Source organism: Allobosea sp. CS1GBMeth4, from assembly GCF_900185715.1.
Classification (GTDB): domain Bacteria; phylum Pseudomonadota; class Alphaproteobacteria; order Rhizobiales; family Beijerinckiaceae; genus Allobosea.
The window spans coordinates 33541-56230 of sequence record NZ_FYAS01000017.1 but is presented as its reverse complement, the minus strand read 5'-3'; the positions used below and the strand labels follow the sequence as shown (position 1 = coordinate 56230).

The 22690-nt window shown below is 69.4% G+C and carries 24 protein-coding genes; 14 read left to right on the top strand and 10 right to left on the bottom strand.

What is annotated here, in order from left to right:
- Positions 1 to 89: 89 nt before the first annotated feature.
- The 4 genes from CS1GBM4_RS10730 to CS1GBM4_RS10715 form a co-directional block, all read right to left on the bottom strand.
- Positions 90 to 1391 (bottom strand): 3-deoxy-D-manno-octulosonic acid transferase, encoded by a 1302-nt coding sequence (locus tag CS1GBM4_RS10730; protein WP_186418712.1) that lies wholly within the window; start codon positions 1389 to 1391, stop codon positions 90 to 92.
- Entirely contained in the window at positions 1388 to 2137 is a 750-nt protein-coding gene (locus CS1GBM4_RS10725) for a lysophospholipid acyltransferase family protein (protein WP_186418711.1), read from the bottom strand. The genes CS1GBM4_RS10730 and CS1GBM4_RS10725 overlap by 4 nt, the downstream gene beginning before the upstream one ends.
- A gap of 27 nt (positions 2138 to 2164) precedes the next feature.
- Positions 2165 to 2407, bottom strand: a complete 243-nt coding sequence (locus CS1GBM4_RS10720; RefSeq protein ID WP_186418710.1) for a DUF4170 domain-containing protein — start codon at positions 2405 to 2407, stop codon at positions 2165 to 2167.
- Between the two features lie 205 nt (positions 2408 to 2612).
- Positions 2613 to 3431, bottom strand: a complete 819-nt coding sequence (locus CS1GBM4_RS10715; RefSeq protein WP_186418709.1) for a 3'(2'),5'-bisphosphate nucleotidase CysQ — start codon at positions 3429 to 3431, stop codon at positions 2613 to 2615.
- A gap of 256 nt (positions 3432 to 3687) precedes the next feature.
- On the opposite strand from CS1GBM4_RS10715, the gene CS1GBM4_RS10710 reads away from it, so the two are divergent.
- Positions 3688 to 4221, top strand: a complete 534-nt coding sequence (locus CS1GBM4_RS10710; RefSeq protein WP_186418708.1) for a DUF6101 family protein — start codon at positions 3688 to 3690, stop codon at positions 4219 to 4221.
- Between the two features lie 121 nt (positions 4222 to 4342).
- On the opposite strand, the gene ubiA is transcribed toward CS1GBM4_RS10710, so the two are convergent.
- On the bottom strand, positions 4343 to 5296 hold the full coding sequence (gene ubiA / locus CS1GBM4_RS10705; protein WP_186418707.1) for a 4-hydroxybenzoate octaprenyltransferase: 954 nt from the start codon (positions 5294 to 5296) through the stop codon (positions 4343 to 4345).
- Positions 5297 to 5310: 14 nt separating this feature from the next.
- Positions 5311 to 5778 carry a hypothetical protein gene (locus tag CS1GBM4_RS10700; RefSeq protein WP_186418706.1) on the bottom strand — a complete coding sequence of 156 codons (468 nt, stop codon included), beginning with the start codon at positions 5776 to 5778 and terminating at the stop codon, positions 5311 to 5313.
- A 174-nt stretch (positions 5779 to 5952) separates the two neighbouring features.
- On the opposite strand from CS1GBM4_RS10700, the gene CS1GBM4_RS10695 reads away from it, so the two are divergent.
- From CS1GBM4_RS10695 to CS1GBM4_RS10665, 7 genes are all read left to right on the top strand, one after another.
- Positions 5953 to 6693: a 16S rRNA (uracil(1498)-N(3))-methyltransferase gene (locus tag CS1GBM4_RS10695; protein WP_186418705.1), complete on the top strand. Its 741-nt coding sequence runs from the start codon at positions 5953 to 5955 to the stop codon at positions 6691 to 6693.
- Positions 6694 to 6860: 167 nt separating this feature from the next.
- Positions 6861 to 8036, top strand: a complete 1176-nt coding sequence (locus tag CS1GBM4_RS10690) for a carboxylate-amine ligase (RefSeq protein WP_186418704.1) — start codon at positions 6861 to 6863, stop codon at positions 8034 to 8036.
- A 214-nt stretch (positions 8037 to 8250) separates the two neighbouring features.
- On the top strand, positions 8251 to 9636 hold the full coding sequence (locus tag CS1GBM4_RS10685) for a glutamate--cysteine ligase (protein ID WP_186418703.1): 1386 nt from the start codon (positions 8251 to 8253) through the stop codon (positions 9634 to 9636).
- Between the two features lie 90 nt (positions 9637 to 9726).
- The gene (locus CS1GBM4_RS10680) at positions 9727 to 9900 is read left to right on the top strand and encodes a Flp family type IVb pilin (protein WP_186418702.1); all 174 of its coding nucleotides are present in this window, start codon (positions 9727 to 9729) and stop codon (positions 9898 to 9900) included.
- Between the two features lie 91 nt (positions 9901 to 9991).
- Positions 9992 to 11182 (top strand): hypothetical protein, encoded by a 1191-nt coding sequence (locus CS1GBM4_RS10675; RefSeq protein WP_186418701.1) that lies wholly within the window; start codon positions 9992 to 9994, stop codon positions 11180 to 11182.
- A 30-nt stretch (positions 11183 to 11212) separates the two neighbouring features.
- Positions 11213 to 11680, top strand: coding sequence for a TadE/TadG family type IV pilus assembly protein (locus CS1GBM4_RS10670; RefSeq protein WP_186418700.1), 468 nt, complete (start codon positions 11213 to 11215; stop codon positions 11678 to 11680).
- Complete coding sequence (locus CS1GBM4_RS10665) at positions 11680 to 12216, top strand: TadE/TadG family type IV pilus assembly protein (protein WP_186418699.1); 537 nt, start codon at positions 11680 to 11682, stop codon at positions 12214 to 12216. The genes CS1GBM4_RS10670 and CS1GBM4_RS10665 overlap by 1 nt, the downstream gene beginning before the upstream one ends.
- A 16-nt stretch (positions 12217 to 12232) precedes the next feature.
- Here the strand turns inward: CS1GBM4_RS10665 and CS1GBM4_RS10660 are convergent, their stop codons facing one another.
- Positions 12233 to 13114, bottom strand: a complete 882-nt coding sequence (locus CS1GBM4_RS10660) for a LysR substrate-binding domain-containing protein (protein WP_186418714.1) — start codon at positions 13112 to 13114, stop codon at positions 12233 to 12235.
- Between the two features lie 169 nt (positions 13115 to 13283).
- Here CS1GBM4_RS10660 and CS1GBM4_RS10655 point away from each other — a divergent pair, with 169 nt between their 5' ends.
- Together CS1GBM4_RS10655 and CS1GBM4_RS10650 are read left to right on the top strand one after the other, a co-directional pair.
- Positions 13284 to 13649, top strand: a complete 366-nt coding sequence (locus CS1GBM4_RS10655) for a DUF1127 domain-containing protein (protein ID WP_186418698.1) — start codon at positions 13284 to 13286, stop codon at positions 13647 to 13649.
- 189 nt (positions 13650 to 13838) lie between these two features.
- Positions 13839 to 15716 carry a methyl-accepting chemotaxis protein gene (locus tag CS1GBM4_RS10650; RefSeq protein ID WP_186418697.1) on the top strand — a complete coding sequence of 626 codons (1878 nt, stop codon included), beginning with the start codon at positions 13839 to 13841 and terminating at the stop codon, positions 15714 to 15716.
- 137 nt (positions 15717 to 15853) lie between these two features.
- Here CS1GBM4_RS10650 and CS1GBM4_RS10645 read toward each other — a convergent pair whose 3' ends face one another.
- The 3 genes from CS1GBM4_RS10645 to CS1GBM4_RS10635 all read right to left on the bottom strand — a co-directional run bounded on the left by CS1GBM4_RS10645 (position 15854) and on the right by CS1GBM4_RS10635 (position 20109).
- Positions 15854 to 16753, bottom strand: coding sequence for a DUF937 domain-containing protein (locus tag CS1GBM4_RS10645; protein WP_186418696.1), 900 nt, complete (start codon positions 16751 to 16753; stop codon positions 15854 to 15856).
- Between the two features lie 123 nt (positions 16754 to 16876).
- Positions 16877 to 18250 (bottom strand): MATE family efflux transporter, encoded by a 1374-nt coding sequence (locus CS1GBM4_RS10640; RefSeq protein ID WP_244607164.1) that lies wholly within the window; start codon positions 18248 to 18250, stop codon positions 16877 to 16879.
- A complete protein-coding gene (locus tag CS1GBM4_RS10635; protein WP_186418695.1) occupies positions 18247 to 20109 on the bottom strand; it encodes a monovalent cation:proton antiporter-2 (CPA2) family protein in 1863 nt (620 codons plus the stop codon). The genes CS1GBM4_RS10640 and CS1GBM4_RS10635 overlap by 4 nt, the downstream gene beginning before the upstream one ends.
- Between CS1GBM4_RS10635 and CS1GBM4_RS10630 the strand changes: the two genes are divergently transcribed.
- From CS1GBM4_RS10630 to rnhA, 4 genes are read left to right on the top strand one after another with little or no spacing between them, the layout of a single operon-like run.
- The gene (locus CS1GBM4_RS10630) at positions 20108 to 20299 is read left to right on the top strand and encodes a hypothetical protein (protein WP_186418694.1); all 192 of its coding nucleotides are present in this window, start codon (positions 20108 to 20110) and stop codon (positions 20297 to 20299) included. The genes CS1GBM4_RS10635 and CS1GBM4_RS10630 overlap by 2 nt on opposite strands.
- A complete protein-coding gene (ispH, locus tag CS1GBM4_RS10625) occupies positions 20296 to 21267 on the top strand; it encodes a 4-hydroxy-3-methylbut-2-enyl diphosphate reductase (RefSeq protein ID WP_186418693.1) in 972 nt (323 codons plus the stop codon). Before CS1GBM4_RS10630 ends, ispH begins: the two co-directional genes overlap by 4 nt.
- A 14-nt stretch (positions 21268 to 21281) precedes the next feature.
- Positions 21282 to 22247, top strand: a complete 966-nt coding sequence (locus CS1GBM4_RS10620; protein ID WP_186418692.1) for a homoserine kinase — start codon at positions 21282 to 21284, stop codon at positions 22245 to 22247.
- Positions 22244 to 22690, top strand: a complete 447-nt coding sequence (gene rnhA, locus CS1GBM4_RS10615; protein WP_186418691.1) for a ribonuclease HI — start codon at positions 22244 to 22246, stop codon at positions 22688 to 22690. The genes CS1GBM4_RS10620 and rnhA overlap by 4 nt, the downstream gene beginning before the upstream one ends.

Here is a 22690-nt window from a genome sequence, read left to right as displayed (position 1 = left end):
CGTGATCGCCCCGTAAAGTGCTCCGAGCGGTTGCAGCAGGCGGGCGAGGGCGGATGGCGACGCCCGCCACCAGAAGCCCGGGGCGCGCATCAGCCGACGGCCTCGCGCTGGCCGATGGCGGCGCGCAGCAGCAGCGGCTCGATCGCCTGGACCGTGCGCTCGAGCGCGCCGCCGAGCTCCGTGCTGGTGCGCGCGGCGGCCCGGGCGGCCTGGCGCGCGGCGGCGGGGTCGCTGAGCCAGCGATGCACCGCCTGGGCGAGCTCCTGCCGGTCGGCGACCTGGATCGCGCCGCCGCCGGCGTCGAAGGCGGCGAAGAGGTCGGCCGATTTGTGGACGAGCGGGCCGTGCAGCAAGGCGCAGCCGAGCTTGGCCGGCTCGATCGGATTATGGCCGCCGATCGGCGCGAGCGAGCCGCCGATGAAGGCGACCGGCGCGAGACGGTAGAACAGGCCGAGATCGCCGAGCGTGTCGGCGATGTAGAAATCGATGTGCCGCTCGGGCAATTGCCCGAGCGAGCGGCGCGCGCTGGCGACGCCGTTGGCGCGGGCCAGCGCCTCGACCTCGCCACCGCGGTCGGGATGGCGCGGCACGACGATGGTGAGGAGCTTCGGCAGGTGCGCCCTGACGCCGAGATGGGCGGCGAGCACGTCCTCCTCCTCGCCCGGATGGGTCGAGGCGGCGACCCAGACCGGCCGGCCGGCGGCCAGTCCGTCGAGCAGGGCGAGCGTGTTCGGGTCGGCCGGCGGGGCGGGGACGTCGAATTTCAGGTTGCCGGCGATGCTGACGCGCGGCGCTCCGAGCTGCGCGAGCCGCTGCCCGTCCTCCTGCGACTGCGCGAGGCAGCGGTCGAAGCCGGAGAGCAGGTAGCGCGAAGTCTGCGGGAATTTGTACCAGCGCCGGAAGGAGCGCTCCGACATGCGCGCGTTGATCAGGACGAGCGGCACGCCGCGCTTGCCGGCCTCGATCATCAGATTGGGCCAGATCTCGGACTCGCAGATCAGGCCGAGATCGGGGCGCCAATGATCGAGGAAGCGGCGCATATAGCGCGGCACGTCGAGCGGCAGATATTGATGGATCGCTCCGGCAGGCAGCCGCTGCGCCAGCAGGCGCGCCGAGGTCACCGTGCCCGATGTCACCAGCACGGCGAGGCCGCGGCGCTGCAGGCGCTCGATCAGCGGCAGCAGCGTCACCGTTTCGCCGACGCTGGCCCCATGCAGCCAGACCAGCGTCTTCAGCGGCCGCTCGACGCTCGGATGGCCGCGCCGCTCCGACAGTCTGGCGGGATCCTCCTTGCCGCGCCGGCGTCGCCAGAGCAGCAGGCCGGCGGCGGCCGGCTCGAACACGGCCGAGAGCGTCCGGTAGGCGCTGATGATGAAGCTGCGGCCGATCATGTGGCGCGCGCCCTCGCCGCCGCGGCGGCTGCCTGAGCCTCGCGCAGGCCGGCGCCGGGATCGCGCGCGCCGATCAGCGCATAGGCCCGTTCATGCACCGCATCCAGCCCGGCCTGGACGGCGAGCCGCGCCGCCTCGCAGGTCGCCTCGTCCGCGTCGCGCGCGACATGGACCGGCTCGCCGACGACGATGGCGCCGCGTCCGAAGGGCAGGCCGATCGAGGCGCGGTCCCAGCTGTTGAAGTCGATGCGCCGGCTGGTCACCACGGCGATGGGGTGGATGGGGCGGCCCGAGGCGCGGGCCAGCTGCACGATGCCGGGGCCGCAGATCCGGGCGCGCTTGGGGATGTCGGCCGTCAGGACCATGGTGTCGCCTGCGGCCAGGCGCCGGACCATGGCGAGGAAGGCCGGTGCGCCGCCCTTCTCGCGGACCTTCTTGCCGGAAGCGCCGGAGCCGCGGATCGCGCCGATGCCGAGCTCGCGCAGCGCCACGGCGTTGAAGCCGCCATCGCCATGGCGCGAGACCAGCGAGCAGGCCGGCATCCAGTCGGGCCGGGCAAAGGGGATCATGATGTGCTGGCCATGCCACATCGCGATGATCAGCGGCAGCTCGCCGCGCACCCGCTCGTAGATGTCGGCCGGCTCCACGACGAAGCGGTTCGTGCGGCGCACCAGGCGCAGATAGGAGGCGAGGCTGCGGCCGAGCGCCTCCTGCGCGAACCTGGTCTTGAGCAGGGAAAATCCCATCGAACCGGACTGGCGGCGGCTCTGAAATCAGCGCTGCATGGTCGAGGGATCGAGCAGGCGGTGCAGATGGACGACGAAATAGCGGGTCTGGGCCTGGTCCACGGTCGCCTGCGCCTTCGCCTTCCAGACGGCGTAGGCCGCGGCGTAATTGGGATAGACACCGACGATGTCGACCTTGGAAAGATCCTTGAACTCGACCCCGTCGAGCGAGCTCAGCTCGCCGCCGATCACGAGGTGCAGCAGCTGTTTGGTATCCTGGCTCGCGCTCATCGTCCGTCTCCGGCCCGTGTCATCCTGATATGTCGAAAGCAGGCGGACGGCGCCGCCGGATCCGACCCGGCCCGCCCCGCCCGCGCTTTTGCCGTGCGACCAGATAAGCCATCCGCGCCGCGCGCGCGAGGCCCGTCCGTCAAGAAAATGCGGTTATTTCCGGCAGTTTTCCTGCTAACGCTGCGGCCGCGGCGTTGCGTCGCGTTCAGCCGCGCAGCGGCTGGCTTTCACGCAGGCGGCGCAGGGCCCGCGCGAGCGGAGCGGCGAGGCCGGAGCCCGCCGCCATGAGCATGCCGTGGACCGGCGTCTCGCAATTATAGCGCAGCGCTTCGCCCTCGGCCGTCGTCACCTGCCCGCCCGCCTCGCGCAGGACGAGGTCGGCGGCGGCGAGATCCCAATCGCGCGCATCGGGCGAGACCAGCCCGGCGTCGATCGTGGCATCCGCGATGCGCGCGAGCCGCAATGCGAGCGAGGGGATCTTGTCGGCCGCGACGAAGTCTTCATGGCGGGCCAGCGCGTCGAGCATCGGCTTGGGACCGGCGATGCGCGCGCCGGAGAGCGTGTCGATCGCGTTCGTGCGGATCGGCTGCTTGTTGCGCAGGGCGCCGCCGCCGCGGAGCGCCGTATAGGTCGCGGTCGCTGCGGGCGCGTGCACCACGCCGAGGATGGGTCTGCCCTCGTCGAGCAGGGCGACGCAGACCGCCCAGTCCGGCGAGCCCGTCATGAAGGCGCGGGTGCCGTCGATCGGGTCGACGACCCAGACGAAGCGGCGTGACAGCCGCACCGTGTCGTCGACGGTCTCCTCCGAAAGCCAGGCCGCCTCCGACAGCAGGGTAGACAGGCGCACATGCAGGAAGGTGTCGACGCCGATATCGGCTTCCGTCACCGGCGAGCCGCCCGCTTTCGACCAGGTCTTCGCCGCCGTCTTCGCGCCCGGCCGGAACAGGTCGAGCGCAAGCTGGCCGGCCTCGCGGCAGGAGGCCTCGACGGCCGGCAGCAGGTCCTCGGCGATGGGCAGCGGCATCGATGTCATCATGCTTCGTTATGGCGGCATATGGCGGCCGAACAAGGACAAAACCGGAGCCACCCGAAAGATTCCGTCAAGCATCATCCGGGAAACCGGCCGGGATCGGACCGAAACCGGCTTCGTCACCTTTGTTTAACCCAAGCTCTTAAGCGCTCGGACAATCCTTGCCGCCAGTCTCCTTCCTGCAAGCACGAGAACCCCGCATCGACAGAGGGTTCCGCGCAGCAGGGATTGAAGAGAGGCGTTCAAACCGATGGCCAGCGTCACGCCGGCCGCCGGGGAGGCCGGGCGCGTGCCCGCCTTCCCCGGCGCCGCACATAATCATAACCAGAACGGACAGCCTTCGCAGGCGGCGCATGCGCCGCAGCCCTGCGACAGCCCCCGCATCGAACGTGTCGGCCCCGTGCGCATCCTGCGCGGCGGCGCGGGCTGGCGCGGCATCGCGCTGCGCCTCGCCGGAGGCGCCATCGCCGACGACGACCGCTTCCAGCTCGCCCTGACCGCGGGCGACGGCCGCTCCGTCGTCGTCGCCGTGCTCGATCAGGACGATGCCATCGCCGTCTGGCGCGATGCCGGCCGCAGCAGCGGGCTGCCGCTCCTGCTCGAGACCAGCGACGGGGACATCACCGAGCCCTACCCGCAGCTCGGCCGGCTCGCCCTGGGGCCGATCCGCATCCGCCGCCGCCATGCGCTGCTGGCCGGCCGCCGGCCACGCTTCTTGGCCCGCCGCAAGACCGGCCGCCTGCCCGATCGCCCGGTGGTGATCACAGGCGAAATCCTGTCGTAGAGACGCTCTCCGCCCAAGCCGGCGCGGGGCCCGTCATCGTGGCGCGTGCGGCGAAGCGGGCGGGCGGGCCGGAGCGCTCTGACGCTCCCGATGGCGACGATCCGGCGCGGACGAAAGCGATCTAGAAGGCGAACTTCACCAGCGCATCGAGTGCCAATCCGGCGGCGAGGATCAGGCCGGCATGCCAGTTGGACCGGAACAGCATCAGCGCCGTGCGGCCGTCGGCGCCGGCGATGCTGTGGACCTGCCAGGCGAGGTGCAGCGCGAACAAGCCGAGCCCGATGAAGGCGACGAGGCCGGCGCCGGCAAACCAGGCCGCGACGCCGGCGAGGGCGATCGTCGCGCCGTAGCAGAGCCCGACCGCCTGCTGGGTGAAGGCGCCGAAATAGCGCGCGCTCGACTTGATGCCGGCGATCACGTCGTCCTCGATGTCCTGCATCGCGTAGATCGTGTCGTAGCCGATCGTCCAGAACACCGCGGCGGCGTAGATCAGATAGGCCGGCGCATCGAGCCGCCCGAACATCGCGCTCCAGCCGACGAGCCCGCCCCAGGAGAAGGCGAGGCCGAGCACGAATTGCGGCATGTTGGTCACCCGCTTCATGAACGGATAAATCGCGACGATCGCCAGCGAGGCGATGCCGACAGCCACCGTGAAGCGGTTGAACTGCAGCAGCACGACGAGGCCGACCAGCGACAGCCCGACCATGAAGAGCGCGGCGGCCTTGGCGCTGACCTGCCCGGAGGGCAAGGGGCGGCCGCGCGTGCGTGCCACCTGGGCGTCGAGCTTGCGGTCGACGATGTCGTTGAAGGTCGAGCCCGCTGCCCGCATCACGATCGCGCCGACCAGGAAGAGCAGGCAGTGCCAGAGGTTCGGACCAGGCTGGCGGGCCGCGATCGCCGCCAGCCCCGCCGACCACCAGCACGGCAGCAGCAGCAGTTGCCAGCCGATCGGGCGCTCGATCCGGGCGAGCTTGAGATAGGGCCGCAGGCGCCTGGGCGCGCGCGTGTCGACCCAATGGCCCGTGAGAGCGTCGGGAAGCGGAGCGTCGGTGGCGTGGGGAGAAGACGACGCCATCGCGCGCGGCTGCTTCAGAGCGCGCCCTGCGGCACGCGCATCGGGCCGCCGGTGATGGAATCGGCGCCGCCGAACGGGTTGGCACCCTGCTGCTGCGCCTGCTGCTGGGCTCGACGCTGCATCGCCGCCTGCTGCTTCACCGCGTTGCAGGCCTGGCCCTGGAAATTGGTGGCCTTCTGGTTGTCGGTCTTCATGCCGTCGATGAAGCTCGCCGGAATCTGGCACCAGTCCTGATTGGCGGTGGCGAACTTGATCAGCGCGTTGCCGTTGCCGACCAGCCGGCCGAAGGTGCTGCAGGCCTGCTGCGGCGTCAATTTGCGTTTCGCCTTCGACGAGGCGTTGAGCTGCTGCACGATCGACTGGCGTTCCTGGACGAGCTTCTGGAGGTTCTCGCAGCCCGAGGGCACTTGCGCCCATGCCGGCCCGGCCAGGCCCAGGCCGGCCAGCGCCGTAGCCAGCTTCAGGGTCGCGTATCGCCGCATCATCCGCTCCGCTCTTGTCCCGTCACCCCGCCCGTCCCGGCGTTGCGGGCCTTTCCATAACAGCCACAGCCGTGCGCCAACAAGCGCCGGCTTGCATTTCGCCGCGTATGCTTGCCGATAGCGCGGGATTGTGGCGACTTTCGCGCCATTCTGGCGCCATCGGATTCGGATCGCATGCGGGACTTCTCAAAACACCGGCTGTATTGCGATGCGGCACTGGCCCCGGAAGCCGTGCTCGATCTCGCCCGCGATCAGGCCAACTACCTGCTCAACGTGCTGCGACTGCGCAGCGGCGACACGATCCTGGTCTTCAACGGCCGCGACGGCGAGTGGCTCTGCGCGATCCGGGCGGAGGGGCGCAAGCAGGCGAGTCTCGAAGCGCTGCGGCAGGCCCGTCCGCAGCCTGTCGCGCCGGATCTCGTCTATCTGTTCGCGCCGCTGAAACATGCTCGGCTCGACTATATGGCGCAGAAGGCGGTCGAGATGGGGGCGGGCGTGCTCCAGCCTGTGCTGACGCGCTTCACCCAGGTGTCGCGGATCAATCTCGAGCGGCTCGCCGCCAACGCGGTCGAGGCGGCCGAGCAGTGCGGCATCCTGACCCTGCCGCAGATCCGGCCCGAGCAGCCGCTCGCCGCGGCGCTCGCTGCGCTGGAGCCGGAGCGGCTGCTGATCTTCTGCGACGAGGCGCTCGAGGCGGAAAGTCCGCTGGCGGCCTTGCAAGGATCGCCGCGCAGGCCGCTCGCCGTGCTGATCGGCCCGGAGGGCGGGTTCGACGAATCGGAGCGGGCGCTGATTCTCCGGCGCGAGCGCACGCTGCGTCTGTCGCTGGGTCCGCGCATCCTGCGCGCCGACACTGCGGCGGTCGCCGCGCTGGCGCTCGTCCAGGCGACGCTCGGCGACTGGTCCGCCAATTAGTCCCGGGACTTGCGGCCGCCCGTCCGCCATGCGGCGGGCTGGAACGTGCGGGCACCTTCCGCGTTGAGGCGGAGGAATTGCGCCTCCGGCCGCAGTTCTGACTCATTGACTGCCAGTCTGGCGCCGCTGCTTCGCACTGGAGCAGGCCGCCACGGGGGAGAGACATCATGGTGAGCAGCGCCTACCGCTTCGGCGTCGAGGAAGAGTATTTCCTGTCCGATGCCGAAAGCCGCGGCGCCGTGCGCAAGATCGCACCGCGTTTCATCGAGGCGGCGCAGGCCGCCTTTCCGGACGAGTTGCAGCGCGAGATGCTGCAATCGCAGATCGAGGTGGCGACGCCGGTCTGCGAGACCATGACCCAGGCGCGCCACTCGCTGCGGCGCCTGCGCTCGGGCCTGGCGAAGATCGCGCGCGAGCACGACATGCTGCTGCTCGCCTGCGGCACGCATCCGAGCGCCGTCTGGGCCCGCCAGCGCGCCACCGAGGCCAAGCGCTATGACGGCATCATGCGCGACCTGCAGATGCTCGGCAGCCGCAACCAGCTCTGCGGCCTGCATATCCATGTCGAGGTGCCCGACCAGGAGCAGCGCATCTCGATCATGGTCAGGATGTTGCCCTACCTGCCGCTGCTGCTCGCGCTCTCGACCTCCTCGCCGTTCTGGCAGGGGCGCCGGACGGGGCTGATGGGCTATCGGCTCTGCGCCTATGCGGAGCTGCCGCGGACCGGCCTGCCGGAGCTGTTCGCCGACGCCGCCGACTACCAGACCTATGTCGACACCATGGTCGCAGCCGGGGCGATGCGCGATTCCAGCTTCATCTGGTGGGCGGTCCGGCCCTCGCATCAGCATCCGACGCTCGAGTTGCGCGTCGCCGACAGCTGCACGCGGCTCGACGACACGCTCGCCATCACCGCGCTCTATCGCTGCCTCGTGCGTCATCTCGCCCGCAATCCCGGGCTCAACGCCGACCTGACCGCGGCCTCGCGCGCCCTCGCCGGCGAGAACATCTGGCGGGCCCAGCGCTATGGCCTGCATGGCGGCTTCGTCTGCGAGAAGCGCCGCGCCATGATCCCGGTCGCGCAGGTCCTGGACGAGGTCCTGGCTCTGCTCGACGAGGATGCGGCCGCGCTCGGCTGCGGCCTCGACCTGGCTCATTGCCGCACCATCGTCGCCGGCGGCACCAGCGCGGACATGCAGCTCGCGATCTTCGAGGAAGCGCGCGCCGGCGCCGGTGGCCAGGCTGCCGGGATCGCCGCGGTCACGGACTGGATCGCGGCGCAGACCCGGGCGGACGACGACGGGCTCCTGCCGCAAGGTGCGGATCTCCTGCGCGGTGCGGCCTGACGCGTCCGGGATCATGCATCGATGCAAGGTCGATGCGCGCGTGCACGCGTCCGCGGTCGTTGTCGGATGATCGCCGCTCGCCTATGTCTGGCGCTCCTCAGCGCATGGCGCGGCGGGGCGCCCGCTTGCGCTCGCCATGTCGCCCCGTTCGATCCGGCCTGTTCCGCTGCCCGAGAGGGCAGGCGGCGCGCCGGGCACGCATGCCGGAGCAGTCATGGCCCGCGACGTATCCGATTCGACACCGATCAGCTCGAAGGCCGAACTCGTCGGCTGGATCGCGCAGGGCGAAAAACCGGCGGACGAGTTCAGGCTCGGCACCGAGCACGAGAAGTTTCCGTTCTATCGCGACGATCTCGGCCCGGTTCCCTATGAGGGCGCCGCCGCCGGCCGCAGCGGCGGCATCCGGCAGTTGCTCGAAGGCATGCAGGCGCGCCTCGGCTGGGAGCCGATCCTCGACGCCGGCCACATCATCGGCCTCGCTGGCCCGGATGGCGGCGGCGCGATCTCGCTGGAGCCCGGCGGCCAGTTCGAGCTCTCCGGCGCGCCGCTTGCAAATGTGCACGAGACCGCGCGCGAGCTCGATCAGCACCTCGCCGATCTGAAGGCGGTGGCCGAACCGCACGGCATCGGCTTCCTCGCGCTCGGGCACTCGCCGCTCTGGACGCGCGAAGAGACGCCGATCATGCCGAAGCGGCGCTACGAGATCATGAGGAACTACATGCCGAAGGTCGGCACGCGCGGCCTCGACATGATGTTCCGCACCTGTACGGTCCAGGTGAATCTCGACTTCGCCAGCGAGGCCGACATGGTCCGCAAGCTGCGCGTCGCCCTTGCTCTGCAGCCGCTGGCGGCGGCGCTCTTCGCCGCCTCGCCCTTCAGCGACGGCAGGCTCAACGGCTTCCAGTCGATGCGCTCGGAGATCTGGCGCGACACCGACAACGCCCGCTCCGGCATCCTGCCCTTCGCCTTCGACGCGGGCATGTCTTATGAGGCCTATGTCGACTGGGCGCTCGACGTGCCGATGTATTTCGTCAAGCGCGGCGACACCTATCACGACGTCGCCGGGGCCTCCTTCCGCGACCTGCTCGCCGGCAGGCTGCCGCAATTGCCGGGCGAGCGCGCCACCATGTCGGACTGGGCCAACCACCTCTCGACCCTGTTCCCGGAGGCGCGGCTCAAGCGCTATATCGAGATGCGCGGCGCCGACGCCGGCCCCGTCGAGATGCTCAATGCGCTGCCGGCCTTCTGGGTCGGCCTGCTCTATGACGACGCCGCGCTCGCCGCCGCCTGGGACCTGGTCAAGGCGTGGAGCGCCGAAGAGCGGCAGGGCCTGCGCGACACCGTGCCGAAGGCCGGGCTCAATGCGCGGATCGGCGCGCGCCCGCTGCGCGATCTGGCGCGCGAGGTGGTCGAGCTGGCGCGCGCCGGCCTCGCCCGTCGCGCCCGCCTCGACGAACAGGGCCGCGACGAGACGCATTATCTCGATCCGATCGTGGCGATCACCCAGAGCGGGCGCACGCTCGCCGAGCGCCTGGCCGTGCGCGAGCAAGGAGCCTGGGGCGGCAAGGTCGAGCCGGTGTTTCCCGAACTGGCACTGTAATCGGCGCGCTTGCAAAGAAGAGTGCCGGTCAGGGCCGGTTTCGCGCTTCGGGTTAACCAATTATCCGGAGTTTTGCGTTAGTCGAGGAGCATGGAACGCCTTCCCGCCCTGGTCCTCGACTTCCTGCGCGACCGCCGCGGCGCGACCGCGCTCGAATACGGCTTCATCGCGTTCTTCATCTCGATCGCCGCGCTGGCCGCCCTGCGCGAGATCGGGCCGCTGCTGGCTACGAAATATGCCAGCGTCCTGCCGGGGCTCCAGTAAATCCGGTCCTCCAAACCGCTCGGCTGCCAGCCCGCCTGCCGAGCCCGACTCTCCATTCAGTTTTAACTGCATTTTACCATGTTGCCCGGGAATGCCGGATTCCACCGGTTTTCGCAGCGATAGCAGTGACATTCGCGGGTTCCGGAAAGGTTTTCTCAATCGCCTCGCGCCTAGCGTCCGGCAATCGTCCTCTTGCTTGCCAGTCCTGTTTGCGAGGCCTTCGATGCCCGGCCTGTTCCGATCGTTCCTGAAGGATGTCCGCGGCGTCAGCGCTCTGATGTTCGGCCTCGCCGCGCCGGCGCTCGCGCTCGCGGTCGGCGGCGGCATCGACCTCAGCCAGGCGGCGGCGCGCCGGCAGCGGATCGCGAGCGCGGTCGAGCTCGGCTGTCAGCAGGCTGCGAAGGACATTGCGAAACTGGCCGAGTCCAACCCGAACCAGAATTTCACATCGACCGCGAACCAGGTGATCTCCTCCTGGGTGAGCGGTCTCGCCCAGAACGGCGTCAGCGGCGTCACCGCGTCCACCTCGATCTCCAACAACGTCATCACCGTCAATGCCACGGCCGCGAGCACCAACGCTTTCGGCGGCATACTCGGTTTCGACACCATCAATCTCGCCGTGCAGCGGACCTGCAACATTACGCTGGCCGCGGCGCAGGCAGGCCAGATCATCTTCAGCGAATCCTTCGAGAACAACCATAACGTCGCCTCGAACAGCTGGACCGTGCTGAACAACTGGAACGGCTGGACGACCTTGAGCGGCAAGGGTGGCATCGAGATCAACGGCATTCCCGAGCTCGCTGCCAACGACATGCGCTTCGGCAACTTCTTCGCCGAGCTGGATTCCCATTGCTACACGTCCAATTGCAGGACCAATTCGGCCATGTATCGCGATTTCAAGGCGCCCGTGAACGGCGCCTACGAGCTGCGATACTGGTATATTTCGCGCGTTCGCAACCCAGCCTACGGCAACCAGGTCATCTGCGCGACGAAGACTGCGGCCTCCAATTGGGCGACCGCAGTGGACTGGGCCACCTGGGAACAGCAGACCAACCGGATCGAGGTGTTCTTCGACAAGAATACTGCGACAATCCCTGCCTCGAATCTGTCGAACATGGTCGATGTCTGCGTCCACAGCGCGCAATGGACCGAGCGGGTGATCAAATTCACCGGCCTCGTCAAGGGTACGACCTATCGCATCTATTTCCGCGCTGCCGGCCGCGAGGACACCTATGGCGGCCTGATCGACTATATCCGCTTCTGCAGCGGCGCTTGTCCGTGACGGAGGGCAGACGTGTCCTGCCGTGACGCCTTGTCGACCGCCACCGCGCGTCTCGCGTCGCGGTGGCGGGCCTTCTGCCGGAACGCGGCGGGCTCGACCGCGGTCGAGTTCGCCTTCATTGGCCTGACCTTTCTCGTCCTGATGCTCGGCATCCTCCAGTTCGCGCTCGCCTTCATGGCGCAGATGTACCTCCACGATGCGGTTTCCAACGCGGCCACTGGGCAAACTGCTGGAACTTACGCCGGAAATCGGGCGCAGGTCGTGGCGCAGGTCTGCGCGCGCATGATCGCGATCGACAATTGCGCGGCCAACCTGCTCCTCGAAAACCAGCCTCTCGCCAATTACGGGGCGGGGACGCAGCCGATCACCGGCGCCGCCTTCGTCGCCGGGGCCGCCGGGACCCTGATGCTGATCAGAGCCCGCGCGCCCGTCGCGACGTTCGTTCCCGGACTGCCGACGCTCTACGTCAGCGGTGCCGCGCTTTACAGGAGGCCGTGATGAGGAGGCTGGCCAACGTCTTCCGTCGGGGTTCGCGGCGCGGCATCGTCAGGGACCAGCGCGGCGTCGCCGCCGTCGAGTTCGCGCTCATCAGCACGGCCATGTTCGCGATGCTGTCCGGAGCCGTCGACCTCACCTATGCGATCACTATCCAGCGCGACCTCAATCGGATCGCCGCCGAGATCGCGCTGGCCCTTGCCTCCTGTTCGGATGAGAGCTGCCTCAATCAAGCGATCCAGTCGATCGGACCGCGCCGTCCGAGCATTGCTCCGGCATTGCCGACGATCGAAATCGGCATGGCCTATTTCCAGGAGAAGAACAACGCGATCGACGGCAACAGCATGGGTGGCACGATGACGTTCCTGCCTCCCGATATGAATGCGCGTGCCCTGGCCTTGCTCGGCGATCTCGATCATGGCGTGGCGGTGCGCGTCAGCTATACCCATCGCCCCATCATCCTCGGCTTCGCCGATGATTGGGGCTTCACCGTCAAGAATTTCAGTGCGTGGGTCGTGACGCTACGGCGGCACAATTGATCTTCCGGGTTGAACCCTACTCCGCCGCCACCTTGAAGCTCTGCAGGTTGTCCAGGCTCTGGATGATGTGCTCGGCCAGTGCGTTCGACAGGATCGAGGGGTCGTGCCTTGTGCGCAGCAGGCCGATCTTGCAGGAGGGGAGGGTCGAGAAGCCCTCCGCCGGCCCGAGGATGCGCATTCCGGGCCTGACGGCGCTTTCCGGCAGCACCGAGACGGCGAGCCCGGCCACCACGGCGGCGCCGACCGCGGTCGAGTTCCAGCTGGCGTAGAGCACGCGGAAGCGCCTGCCCTTGCTCTCCAGCGCCTCGACCGCCGCCTGGCGCCAGTTGCAGGTCGGTCGGCCGAGCGCCAGCGGCAGCGGATCCTCCTCGTGCACGCAATGGCGGGCCGACGTCACCCAGAGCAGCGGCTCGATCCGGATGATCTCGCCCTGGCCGCGGCCCTCGACATGGGTGATGATGGCGAGGTCGATGTCGCCGGTGCCGATCCGCTCCGCCAGCATCGGTGTCGGCTCGCACACCACCGTGACCTCCGTGCGCGGGTTGGAGCGGGCGAAGCGCGCCAGGATCTCGGGCAGGTAGCGGTCGGCGTAATCGTCGGGCACGCCGAGCCGGATGCGGCCCTTGAGATCGGCCTCGGTGAAGCTCGCCACGCATTCCAGGTTGAGCCGGACGATGCGGCGGGCATAATCGAGCAGGCGCTCGCCGTCCTCGGTCAGCTTGGCATGGCGCCCGTCGCGGCCGAAGAGCGGCCGGCCGATCCGCTCCTCCAACCGCTTCATCTGCATCGAGACGGCCGATTGCGTCTTGAACACGATCTCCGCCGCGCGGGTGAACGAGCCGGTATCGGCGATGGCGACGAAGGTCTTGAGCTGATCGGCGTCGAGCACATGGGCCATGCCGGCCTCCTGCCAGAGGTTCATCAAGATCGGTTGTGCTAAACATCATAACCATTCGTTTGGCTGATGACCAGCGCGGAGTTATCGTTTGGTCACTCTCCCGCATGGACCGGTCGGCATCGGTTCAGGGCGGAAGGCTCCGTTCCATGTCCAACCCGAGGAGGCCGTCATGCTGGTCATGACCTTCGTCACGAAGACCTTGTCTGCCGTTTCCGGCGGCGCGGCGCGTGCTGCCGCCCACACGGTTTCGGGCGCGAAACATCTGGGCCGAGCCTTGCTGCATCGTCGCGAGGTGATGCGTCTCAGCGAGCTCGACGAGCGCGGGCTGAAGGATATCGGCCTCGTCCGGTCCGATATCGAGGGCGCGCTCTCCGTCTCCTGGCTGAGCGACCCGTCGAGCGTGCTCGAGGCCCGCTCCGCCCAGCAGCGCTCGGCTGCCGCCGGCAGGCGAGAGGCCGGGCTTCGACGGCCCGTGGTGATCCAGGCCGCCCCCCGGCCGAGCGCGAAGGACATCAAGATCGCGTGCAACGCCTGACCCCTTGGCGTGACGCGTTCCTGCGGGCGGTGGCTTCGGCTGCCGCCCTTTTTCGTGCGCGAACTGCAACCTCGCCGAGATCGTTAACCGGGTCGCACGCGCAGTAACGCTTCGTTCAGCAACATCGGTCACATTTGCGCCGCATTGCGCCGGCCGCGGCGCGCTCGCCAATCCATGCCGGGGGCCTCGATGCGTCGCTTTCAGGATTTGCGGATCAGGTTCAAGCTCGCCATCCCCATGCTGGTGATGGGAGCGATCGGTATCGGCTCGGCGGTCTATGGCGCGGTCGAGTTCGGCCGCATCGAGAAGACCTATTCCGATCTGATCTCGCAGCGGGCGGCGGCCATCCTCGACTCGGCCCGCGCCGCCAGCGCCATGAGCGAGATCGTCGGCAATCTCTATCAGGCGATCGCCTATCCCGAGTTCATGAAGCAGAACGCGACCAGCATCGAGAAGGTGAAGAGCGCCTATGCGGCGTCGCTGCAGGCGCTGGTCGAGGCCAAGATCAGCTTTCCGCAGCGCGCCGAGAGCTTCGACGAGCTGAGCCGGCGCCTGCAGGCGGCGAAGGCCGACATCGACCAGATCATCGCCCAGGCCGCTCGCGACGAGGACCTGCCGGCGCTCTCGATCATGTCGCAGCTCGACAGGACGATCAGCGAGATCGCCGGCGCCGCCGCCAAGGTCAACGACGAGATCAGGCAGGACACCGAAGCGACATCGGAAGCGCTCGCCGGCGCGGCGCGGCGCGTCAACCTGATCGCGATCGGCCTCAGCGTCGCCGGCACCCTGCTCGGCCTGCTCGGCGGCGCCCTCCTCACGGCACGGGCCATCACGCGCCCGCTGGAGCGCCTCAAGCTCCGCATGGGCCAGATCGCGAGCGGCGACCACGCCGTCGAGGTCGAGGGGCAGGATCGCCGCGACGAGGTCGGCGAGATGGCCCGCGCCGTCCAGGTGTTCAAGGAGAACGGGCTCGCCGTCCAGCGCCTCGAGGGCGAGACGGAAGCCGGCCGCGCCGCCGCCGAGCGGCAGCGTCTGGCGATCGAGGCCGAGCGCGCCGCCGCCGCCGAGGCGCAGCAGCGCCTCGCCACCGAGCAGGCGGTCGTGGTCAGGGCGCTGGCGGGGGGATTGACCCGACTTTCGCAGGGCGATCTCGGTGTCCGCATCGAGGAGGAGGTCGCCGCCGACTATGTCGCGCTGAAGCAGGACTTCAACAACGCCGTCGCCCATCTGGCCCAGACGATCACGACGATCCAGGCCACCGCCGTCGAGGTCGGCAACGCCGCGCGCGAGATCAATTCCGGCGCCGACGACCTGTCCAAGCGCACCGAGGAGCAGGCCTCTTCGCTCGAGGAGACGGCCGCGACCACGGAACAGCTCGCCGCCTCGGTCAAGGCCTCGGCGCAGGCTTCGCGCCAGGCCGTCGCGCTCGCCAACGAGGCGACCGAGGTCGCGGTCGACGGCGGCGCGGTCGCCGGCCGGGCCGTCGACGCGATGAGCCGCATCGAGCAGGCCTCGCGCAGGATCACCGACATCACCTCGGTGATCGACGAGATCGCCTTCCAGACCAATCTGCTCGCGCTCAACGCGGCGGTCGAGGCGGCCCGCGCCGGCGACGCCGGCAAGGGCTTCGCCGTCGTCGCCTCCGAGGTCCGGACGCTGGCTCAGCGCTCGGCAGAGGCCGCCAAGGACATCACCGCGCTGATCGATCAGTCCGGTGTCGAGGTCGAGCAGGGCGTCGGGCTCGTGCGCGCCGCCGGCGAGGCGCTGAGCCGCATCGTCGAGGCCTCGAAGAAGGTGTCCGCCACCGTCTCCGACATTTCCGCCGCCGCTGCCGAGCAGGCGCACGGCATCGACGAGATGAGCCAGGCGGTCGCCCATATGGACGAGATGACCCAGGCCAATGCGGCACTGGCCGAGGAGAGCGCGGCTTCGGCGAGCACGCTGAGTGGCCAGATCGGGCGGCTCAACGAGCTCGTCGCGCGCTTCCACACCGACGACGGGTCGTCGCGGACGAGCGCACCCGTCGCCGACGACGCGTATGAATGGGACGAACGCCTGAGCGCCTGACGACAGGCTGCATCACGCAAATTGATCGATGGCCGCCTTCGGGGAGCTCCGGCGCCCGTCAACCGGTCCCGGATCTGCGCGCCTGTCGGCACCTGCGCGGAATGACGGTCCGAATTGACCGTGCCGCAATGCGTCGCTCAGGCCTTGCGCTGGCCGCCGCCGAGCATCGTCTCGAAGATCGAGCGCAGCGCCTCCTGCTGGTCGGCCTGGACCTTGCGGCCGTGCTCGAACATCTGGTTGAGCGCGTCGAGCCCGATCGAACCCGGCCCGGTCTCGCTCGATGGCGGCGGCTCGTCCGGCTCCGGTTCGGGCGCCGGCCGGCGCGATTGCGCTGCCGGCCCCGGACTGGCCTGAGGAGCCTGGCCCTGGGCGCCACCGAACATGCCGTTCAGGATCTGGCCGAAGATGGCGCCCATCTCCGCCGGCATGCCGGGCATGGCCCCGCCGAACGGGCCCCCCTGCGGCTGGCCGGCGGGCGGTCTCTGCCCGCCGAACAGCCCGCCCAGGATCTGCTCCCAGGGATTGGCCGGATTGGCCTGCGGGGCCGGCGCCTGCTGGCCCGGCATCTGGCCGCGCATCATCTCGGCGAACTGCCCGAGAATGCCGCCGAGACCCTGGCTGTTCACCGATTTGAACAGCCCGCCCATCAGGATCGAGGCGATGACCGGGAGCATCTGCTTGAGGATCGCCTGGCCGACCCCGCTCGTCGCGGCCGCCTGCGCGGCGATGGCGTTGGCGACCTCCTTGGACCCGAAGATCTGGCTCATCACGTCCTGGCCGAGCGGCGTCGCCCGGTCGGGGATGCCGTCGCCGTCGGAATCGTACATCTGGCCGAACGGCGTCGCCGTCATCATCTGGGCGAGATTGCCGAAGGCATAGGGATTCTGGATCTGTCGCTGCAGCCCCATCGAGAAGGCGGGCAGGAGCGCGTCGAGCGCCGCCTGGGTCTGCTGCAGGGAGAGCCCGTATTGCCGCGCCAGATTCTGCATCGCCTGGCCGTTCTGGGCCGACTGCATCATCTCGAACAGGGTCATCATGGCGCGCTCCCGCCAAGAGCATGGAGGCGGATTCGCCGACCGGGTTGTCGTAACCCGGCCGGATCCGGCTCCGGCGGGATCACCCCGCCAATTCCGAGGAGGAACGATAGCAGCCGGCCGCTGTCAGGCAAGCGAGGGCCTTGCGGCGGCCTCGGCCGCACGCTCGAGCCGGGCGATGCCGCGATAGGCGGTGACGAGCGCGGCGATGCCGAACAGCACGGCGCCGAGCGCGGCGCCGGCGAGCGCGCCCTTCGGACCGGCATGATAGGCGCCGAGCCAGGCGAGCGGCACCGTGCCGAGCGTGGCGCGGCCCCAGCTGAACAGCGTCGAATAGAACGGCATGCCGAGATTGTTGAAGGCGGCGTTGGCGACGAAGAGCGCGCCGACGAAGAGCCACATCGGCCCGGCGATCAGGCAGAAGAACGCCACGAGCTCCGCGGTCTCGCCGCCGGCGCCGAACAGGGCGCCGAGCTGGTGCCGCAGCAGCACCAGCAGCAGGCTGGCGACTGCGACATAGGCCGCGGCGAAGCCGACGGAATCGGTCAGCGCCCGGCGCATGCGATCATAGCGCTGCGCGCCCCAGTTCTGCGCCAGGATCGGCCCGACCGCGCCGGACAGCGCGAACAGCACGCCGAAGGCGACCGGCACCAGCCGGTCGATGATCGCGGTCGCGGCGATGACCTGGTCGCCGAAGCGGGCGATGATGCCGAAGAAGCAGGCATTGGCGATCGGGTTGGCGAGATTGGTCAGGATCGCCGGCGCCGCGATCGCGAAGGTCGGCCGGACGTCGCGGCGGAGCGCGGCGAGCGTCGGGCGCGCGATCATCCGGTGCACGCCGAGCGCTCCCTGGAAGCCGACGGCGAGGAAGACGATGCGCGAGAGCACGGTCGCCCAGGCGGCGCCGTTCGGCCCGAGGCCGAAGCCGAAGATCAGCAGAGGGTCGAGCGCCGCCGTGACGATGCCGCCGGCGAGGGTGACGTACATCGCCCGCCTCGCGTCGCCGACCGCGCGCAGGACGCCCGAAAGACCCATGCCGAGCGCCATCAGCGCGTTCGAGGGCAGGGTGATCCACAGGAACGCGGTCGCGACCGCGAGCGATTCCCCATGGGCGCCCAGCTGGGGCAGCAGCCAGGGCAGCAGCGGCAGCATCACCAGGCTCAGGCCAAGGCCGCAGATCGCCATCACGGCCAGCGAGGAGCCGGCGAGGCGGCGCGCGCTTTCGCGGTCGCCGGCGCCGAGCGCCCTCGCCGTCAGCGCGGTCACCGCGATCATCAGCCCGACATTGAACGAGACCATCACGTAGAGCACGATCGTCGCATAGCCGACACCCGCCGTCGCCTCGGGCCGGCCGAGGCGCGAGACGTAGAGCAGCGACAGGAAGTCGACGACGAAGATCGCGATCAGCCCGACCGAGGCGGTCGCCGTCATCGTCACGACATGGCCGAGCGTCGAGCCGCTGACGAAGACGGCTTGCACGGATTTCGTAGGCGCGTTCACTCGGCCGGTTCCCCGACCCCGCCGACCGCGACCTCGGCGCCGCCATCCTCGATCACGTCCTGCGTCTCCTTGGTGAGCGCCTTCGACTTGCCCTTGGGCGCGATCAGCGGCTCGGGCGTGACGCGCGGCACCTTGTCGAGGCCGGCGGCGATGCCTTCGCTGAACTGGATCTCCATGCGCTGCGCGTCGCGGTCGCGCACGTGCTCGATCACGAAGCTCGCCTCCTCATAGCTCAGCCCGAGCGCCTCCAGCGTCACGCGGCCGAAGCCGAGCGCCGATTCGAAGGTCTCGCGCAGCTGATAGTCGACATCGGCGCGCATCAGATCCATGGCGTGGACGCGGTCATAGGCGCGCGCATGGATGCGCGCCGCCGGGAACTCGGCCTTGGCCATCTCGACGATCCGCAGCGCCGCCTGCCGGTCGTCGATGCAGATGCACACCACCTTCGCCTTGCCGGCGCCGGCGGCGCGCAGCACGTCGAGACGGGTGCCGTCGCCATAGTAGATCTTGAAGCCGAACTTGGCGGCCGAGCGGATCCGCTCGATGTCGGAATCGATGATGGTGACGTCGAGGTGCTGCAGCAGCAGCGCCTGCGTCACCACCTGGCCGAAGCGGCCGAAGCCGATGACGAGGACCGAGGGCGCCACCCCGTCGAAGGTCTCCTCGATCTCCTCCGGCGGCGGCGCGTGGGCGGCGAGCCAGAGATCGATCAGCTTGGCCGCGACCGGGCCGAGCAGCATGCTGAGCGCGGCGATCGCCGTCGCCAGCGCGCCCTGCCTGTCGTCGAGCAGGCCGAGCGAGGCGGCGAGCGGCAGCAGCACGAAGGCGAATTCGCCGGCGGGCGAGAGCAGCGCGCCGGCGCGGATCGCCTCGGTCGTCGACGAGCAGGAGGCGCGCAGGATCGCCGCCGCCACGGCGATCTTGAACAGCACCAGCAGCGGCGCCGCGACCATCAGCAGCAGCGCGTTCTCGACGACGAGCCTCAGGTCGATCGACATGCCGACCGCCATGAAGAACAGGCCGAGCAGCACGCCGCGGAACGGTTCGATATCGGCCTCGAGCTCATGCCGGAAATGCGAATCCGCCAGCAGCACCCCGGCGAGGAAGGCACCCATCGCCATGGAGAGCCCGACCTGCTCCATCAGCAGGGCGGCACCGAGCACGACGAGCAGCGCGGCGGCCGTCATCACCTCCTTCGCACCGGCCTTGGCCAGCAGCCGGAACAGGGGATTGAGCGCATAGCGGCCGGCGAGCACCACCATGGCGATGGCGAGCAGGGCGAGGCCGAGCCCGGTCAGCGCCTTGCCGGAGCCGCCGCCATGAGCGGCGCCGGTCGTGGCCAGCAGCGGCAGGAAGGCCAGCATCGGCGCGATCGAGATGTCCTGGAACAGCAGGATCGAGAAGGTGCGCCGCCCGTAGGGCTCGGCGCCGTCGCCGCGCTCCTCGAGCAGCTGCAGCGCGATCGAGGTCGCCGACAGGGCGAGGGCGAGGCCGATCGCGGTCGCGCCGCCGGCGGCGACGCCGAACTGCCAGGCGGCGGCGCCGATCGCCAGCGCGCTCAGCGCCATCTGCGCCAGGCCGGCGCCGAGGATGTCCTTGCGCATCGAATAGAGCCGGGCCGGCTGCAGTTCGAGCCCGACCAGGAAGAGCAGCAGCACGACGCCGATCTCGGCGGTGCTGCGCACCGTGTCGGGGTCCTTGACGATCGCCAGCGCCGAGGGGCCGATGACGATGCCGGCGGCGAGGTAGCCGAGCACGGCCGACAGTCCGAAGCGTCGGAAGATCGGCACAGCCACCACGGCGCCCGCGCAGAAGGTCAGGATCGGCGGCAGATAGCTGGCATGCGAGGCATCGGCCATGAAGGGACTCGTGCTGGAGCGAAGGGTGGGCGGCGCGAAGGCGATGGCCGATCGCGAGCAATGTAGGGCCTGCGGCCCCATCCTGCGAGAGGGCGGCCGCGCAGGCGGCGATGCGCTGCGGCCCACCTTCCTTGACATCGAAGCCGCCAGATCGAAAGAAGACGCGATCGTCTCGGAACCCGCACAGTGACCGCCAAGCCGCCGCTCGATATCCTGCTCTGCGCTCCGCGCGGCTTCTGCGCCGGCGTGGTCAGGGCGATCGACGCCGTCGAGAAGGCGCTCGCCTTGCATGGCGCGCCCGTCTTCGTGCGCCATGAGATCGTGCACAACAAATACGTCGTCGAATCGCTGAAGCGGAAGGGCGCGGTCTTCGTCGCCGAGCTGTCCGAGGTGCCGGACGCGACGCGGCCGGTGATCTTCTCCGCCCATGGCGTGCCGAAATCGGTGCCGGCCGAGGCGCAGGCGCGCCATTTCTTCGCCATCGACGCGACCTGCCCGCTGGTCACCAAGGTGCATCGCGAGGCCGAGGTCCACCACAAGCGCGGCCGCCATATCCTCCTGGTCGGGCATGCCGGCCATCCCGAGGTGATCGGCACGATGGGACAGTTGCCCGACGGCGCGATCACGCTGATCGAGACGCTCGATGACGTCGCCAGGCTGAGCCCGCCGGCGGGGCAGGAGCTGGCCTATGTCACGCAGACCACCCTCTCGGTCGACGACACCCGCGAGATCGTCCAGGCCCTGCAGGCGCGCTTCCCGGCGCTGATCGCTCCGCACAAGGAAGATATCTGCTACGCCACCACCAACCGCCAGGAGGCGGTCAAGCGCGTCGCGCCGCTGGTCGACGGGCTGATCGTGGTCGGATCGCCCAATTCCTCCAATTCGCAGCGCCTGCGCGAGGTCGCCGAGAGGGCCGGCTGCCCGGTGGCGCGCCTCGTCCTGCGCACCAACGAGATCGACTGGTCGCTCTTCGGCGACATCCGCCGCCTCGGCATCACCGCCGGCGCCAGCGCGCCCGAGGTGCTGGTCGAGGAGATCATCGACGCCTTCGCCGAGCGCTACGAGGTCACGGTCGAGACGGTCTCGACCGCCGACGAGAGCGTGTTCTTTCCGCTGCCGCGCGAACTGCGCGAGCCCACCCCGACCGCAGCCGAGTGAGCTGAGAGTTTAGCGTGGCCGTCTATACCGAAGTGCCCGATGACGAGATGGCCGCGTTCGTGGCCGGCTACGGCATCGGCGAGCTGCTCTCCGCCAAGGGCATCGCCGAAGGCGTCGAGAACTCCAATTATCTCGTGCACACGACGCGAGGCTTCTACATCCTCACCCTCTATGAGAAGCGGGTGAATCCGGCCGACCTGCCGTTCTTCATCGAGCTGATGCAGCATCTCGCTCGGCGCGGACTCACCTGTCCGGTGCCGGTGCTCGACCCGTCGGGCAAGGCGCTCGGCACGCTCTGCGGCCGCCCGGCGGCGATCGTGAGCTTCCTCGACGGGCTGTCGGTGCGCCGCCCCGGCGTGGCCCATTGCGCCGAGGTCGGGCGGGCGCTCGCCCTGCTGCACCGGGCGGGCGCGGATTTCGCGATGAGACGGGTCAACGCGCTCTCGGTACCGGGCTGGCGGCCGCTGGCCGAGCAGGCTGGGGCCGATGCCGACAAGGTCTCGCCCGGGCTGGCGCGGCGGGTCATGGCCGAGATCGCGGTGCACGAGGCGGCCTGGCCGAAGGACCTGCCCGCCGGCGTCATCCATGCCGACCTCTTCCCGAACAACGTCTTCTTCATAGGCGACAAGCTGTCGGGCCTGATCGATTTCTACTTCGCCTGCACCGACGCCTATGCCTACGACCTCGCCATCTGCCTGAACTCCTGGTGCTTCGAGGCCGATGCCTCGTTCAACCTGACCAAGGGCCAGGCGATGCTGGCCGGCTATGAGAGCGTGCGCCCGCTCGGCGCGGCCGAGATCGCGGCGCTGCCGACGCTCTGCCGCGGCTCGGCGCTGCGCTTCCTGCTGACCCGGCTGGTCGACTGGCTCAACGTGCCGCCCGGCGCGCTGGTCAAGCCGCATGATCCGCTCGAATACGATCGCAAGCTCGCCTTCCATCAGCGCGTCGCGGACGCGCGCGACTACGGGTTGAGGCGGTGAGCGAGGCGGTCGAGGTCTGGACGGATGGTGCCTGCTCGGGCAATCCCGGCCCCGGTGGCTGGGGCGCGATCCTGTCCTACAAGGGCAAGGAGCGCGAGCTCTCAGGCGGCGAGGCGCTGACCACCAACAACCGCATGGAGCTGATGGCGGCGATCGCGGCGCTGGAGACGCTGACGCGGCCCTGCACCGTCGCGCTCCATACCGACAGCCAGTATCTGCGCCAGGGCATCACCGGCTGGATCCATGGCTGGAAGAAGAACGGCTGGAAGACCGCCGATCGCAAGCCGGTCAAGAACGAGGAGCTCTGGAAGCGCCTCGACGCCGCGCTCGGCCGCCACAAGATCGAGTGGAAATGGGTCAAGGGCCATGCCGGCGACGCGATGAACGAGCGCGCCGACGCGCTGGCGCGGGCCGGCATGGCGCCCTTCAAGCCGGGGCGGTGA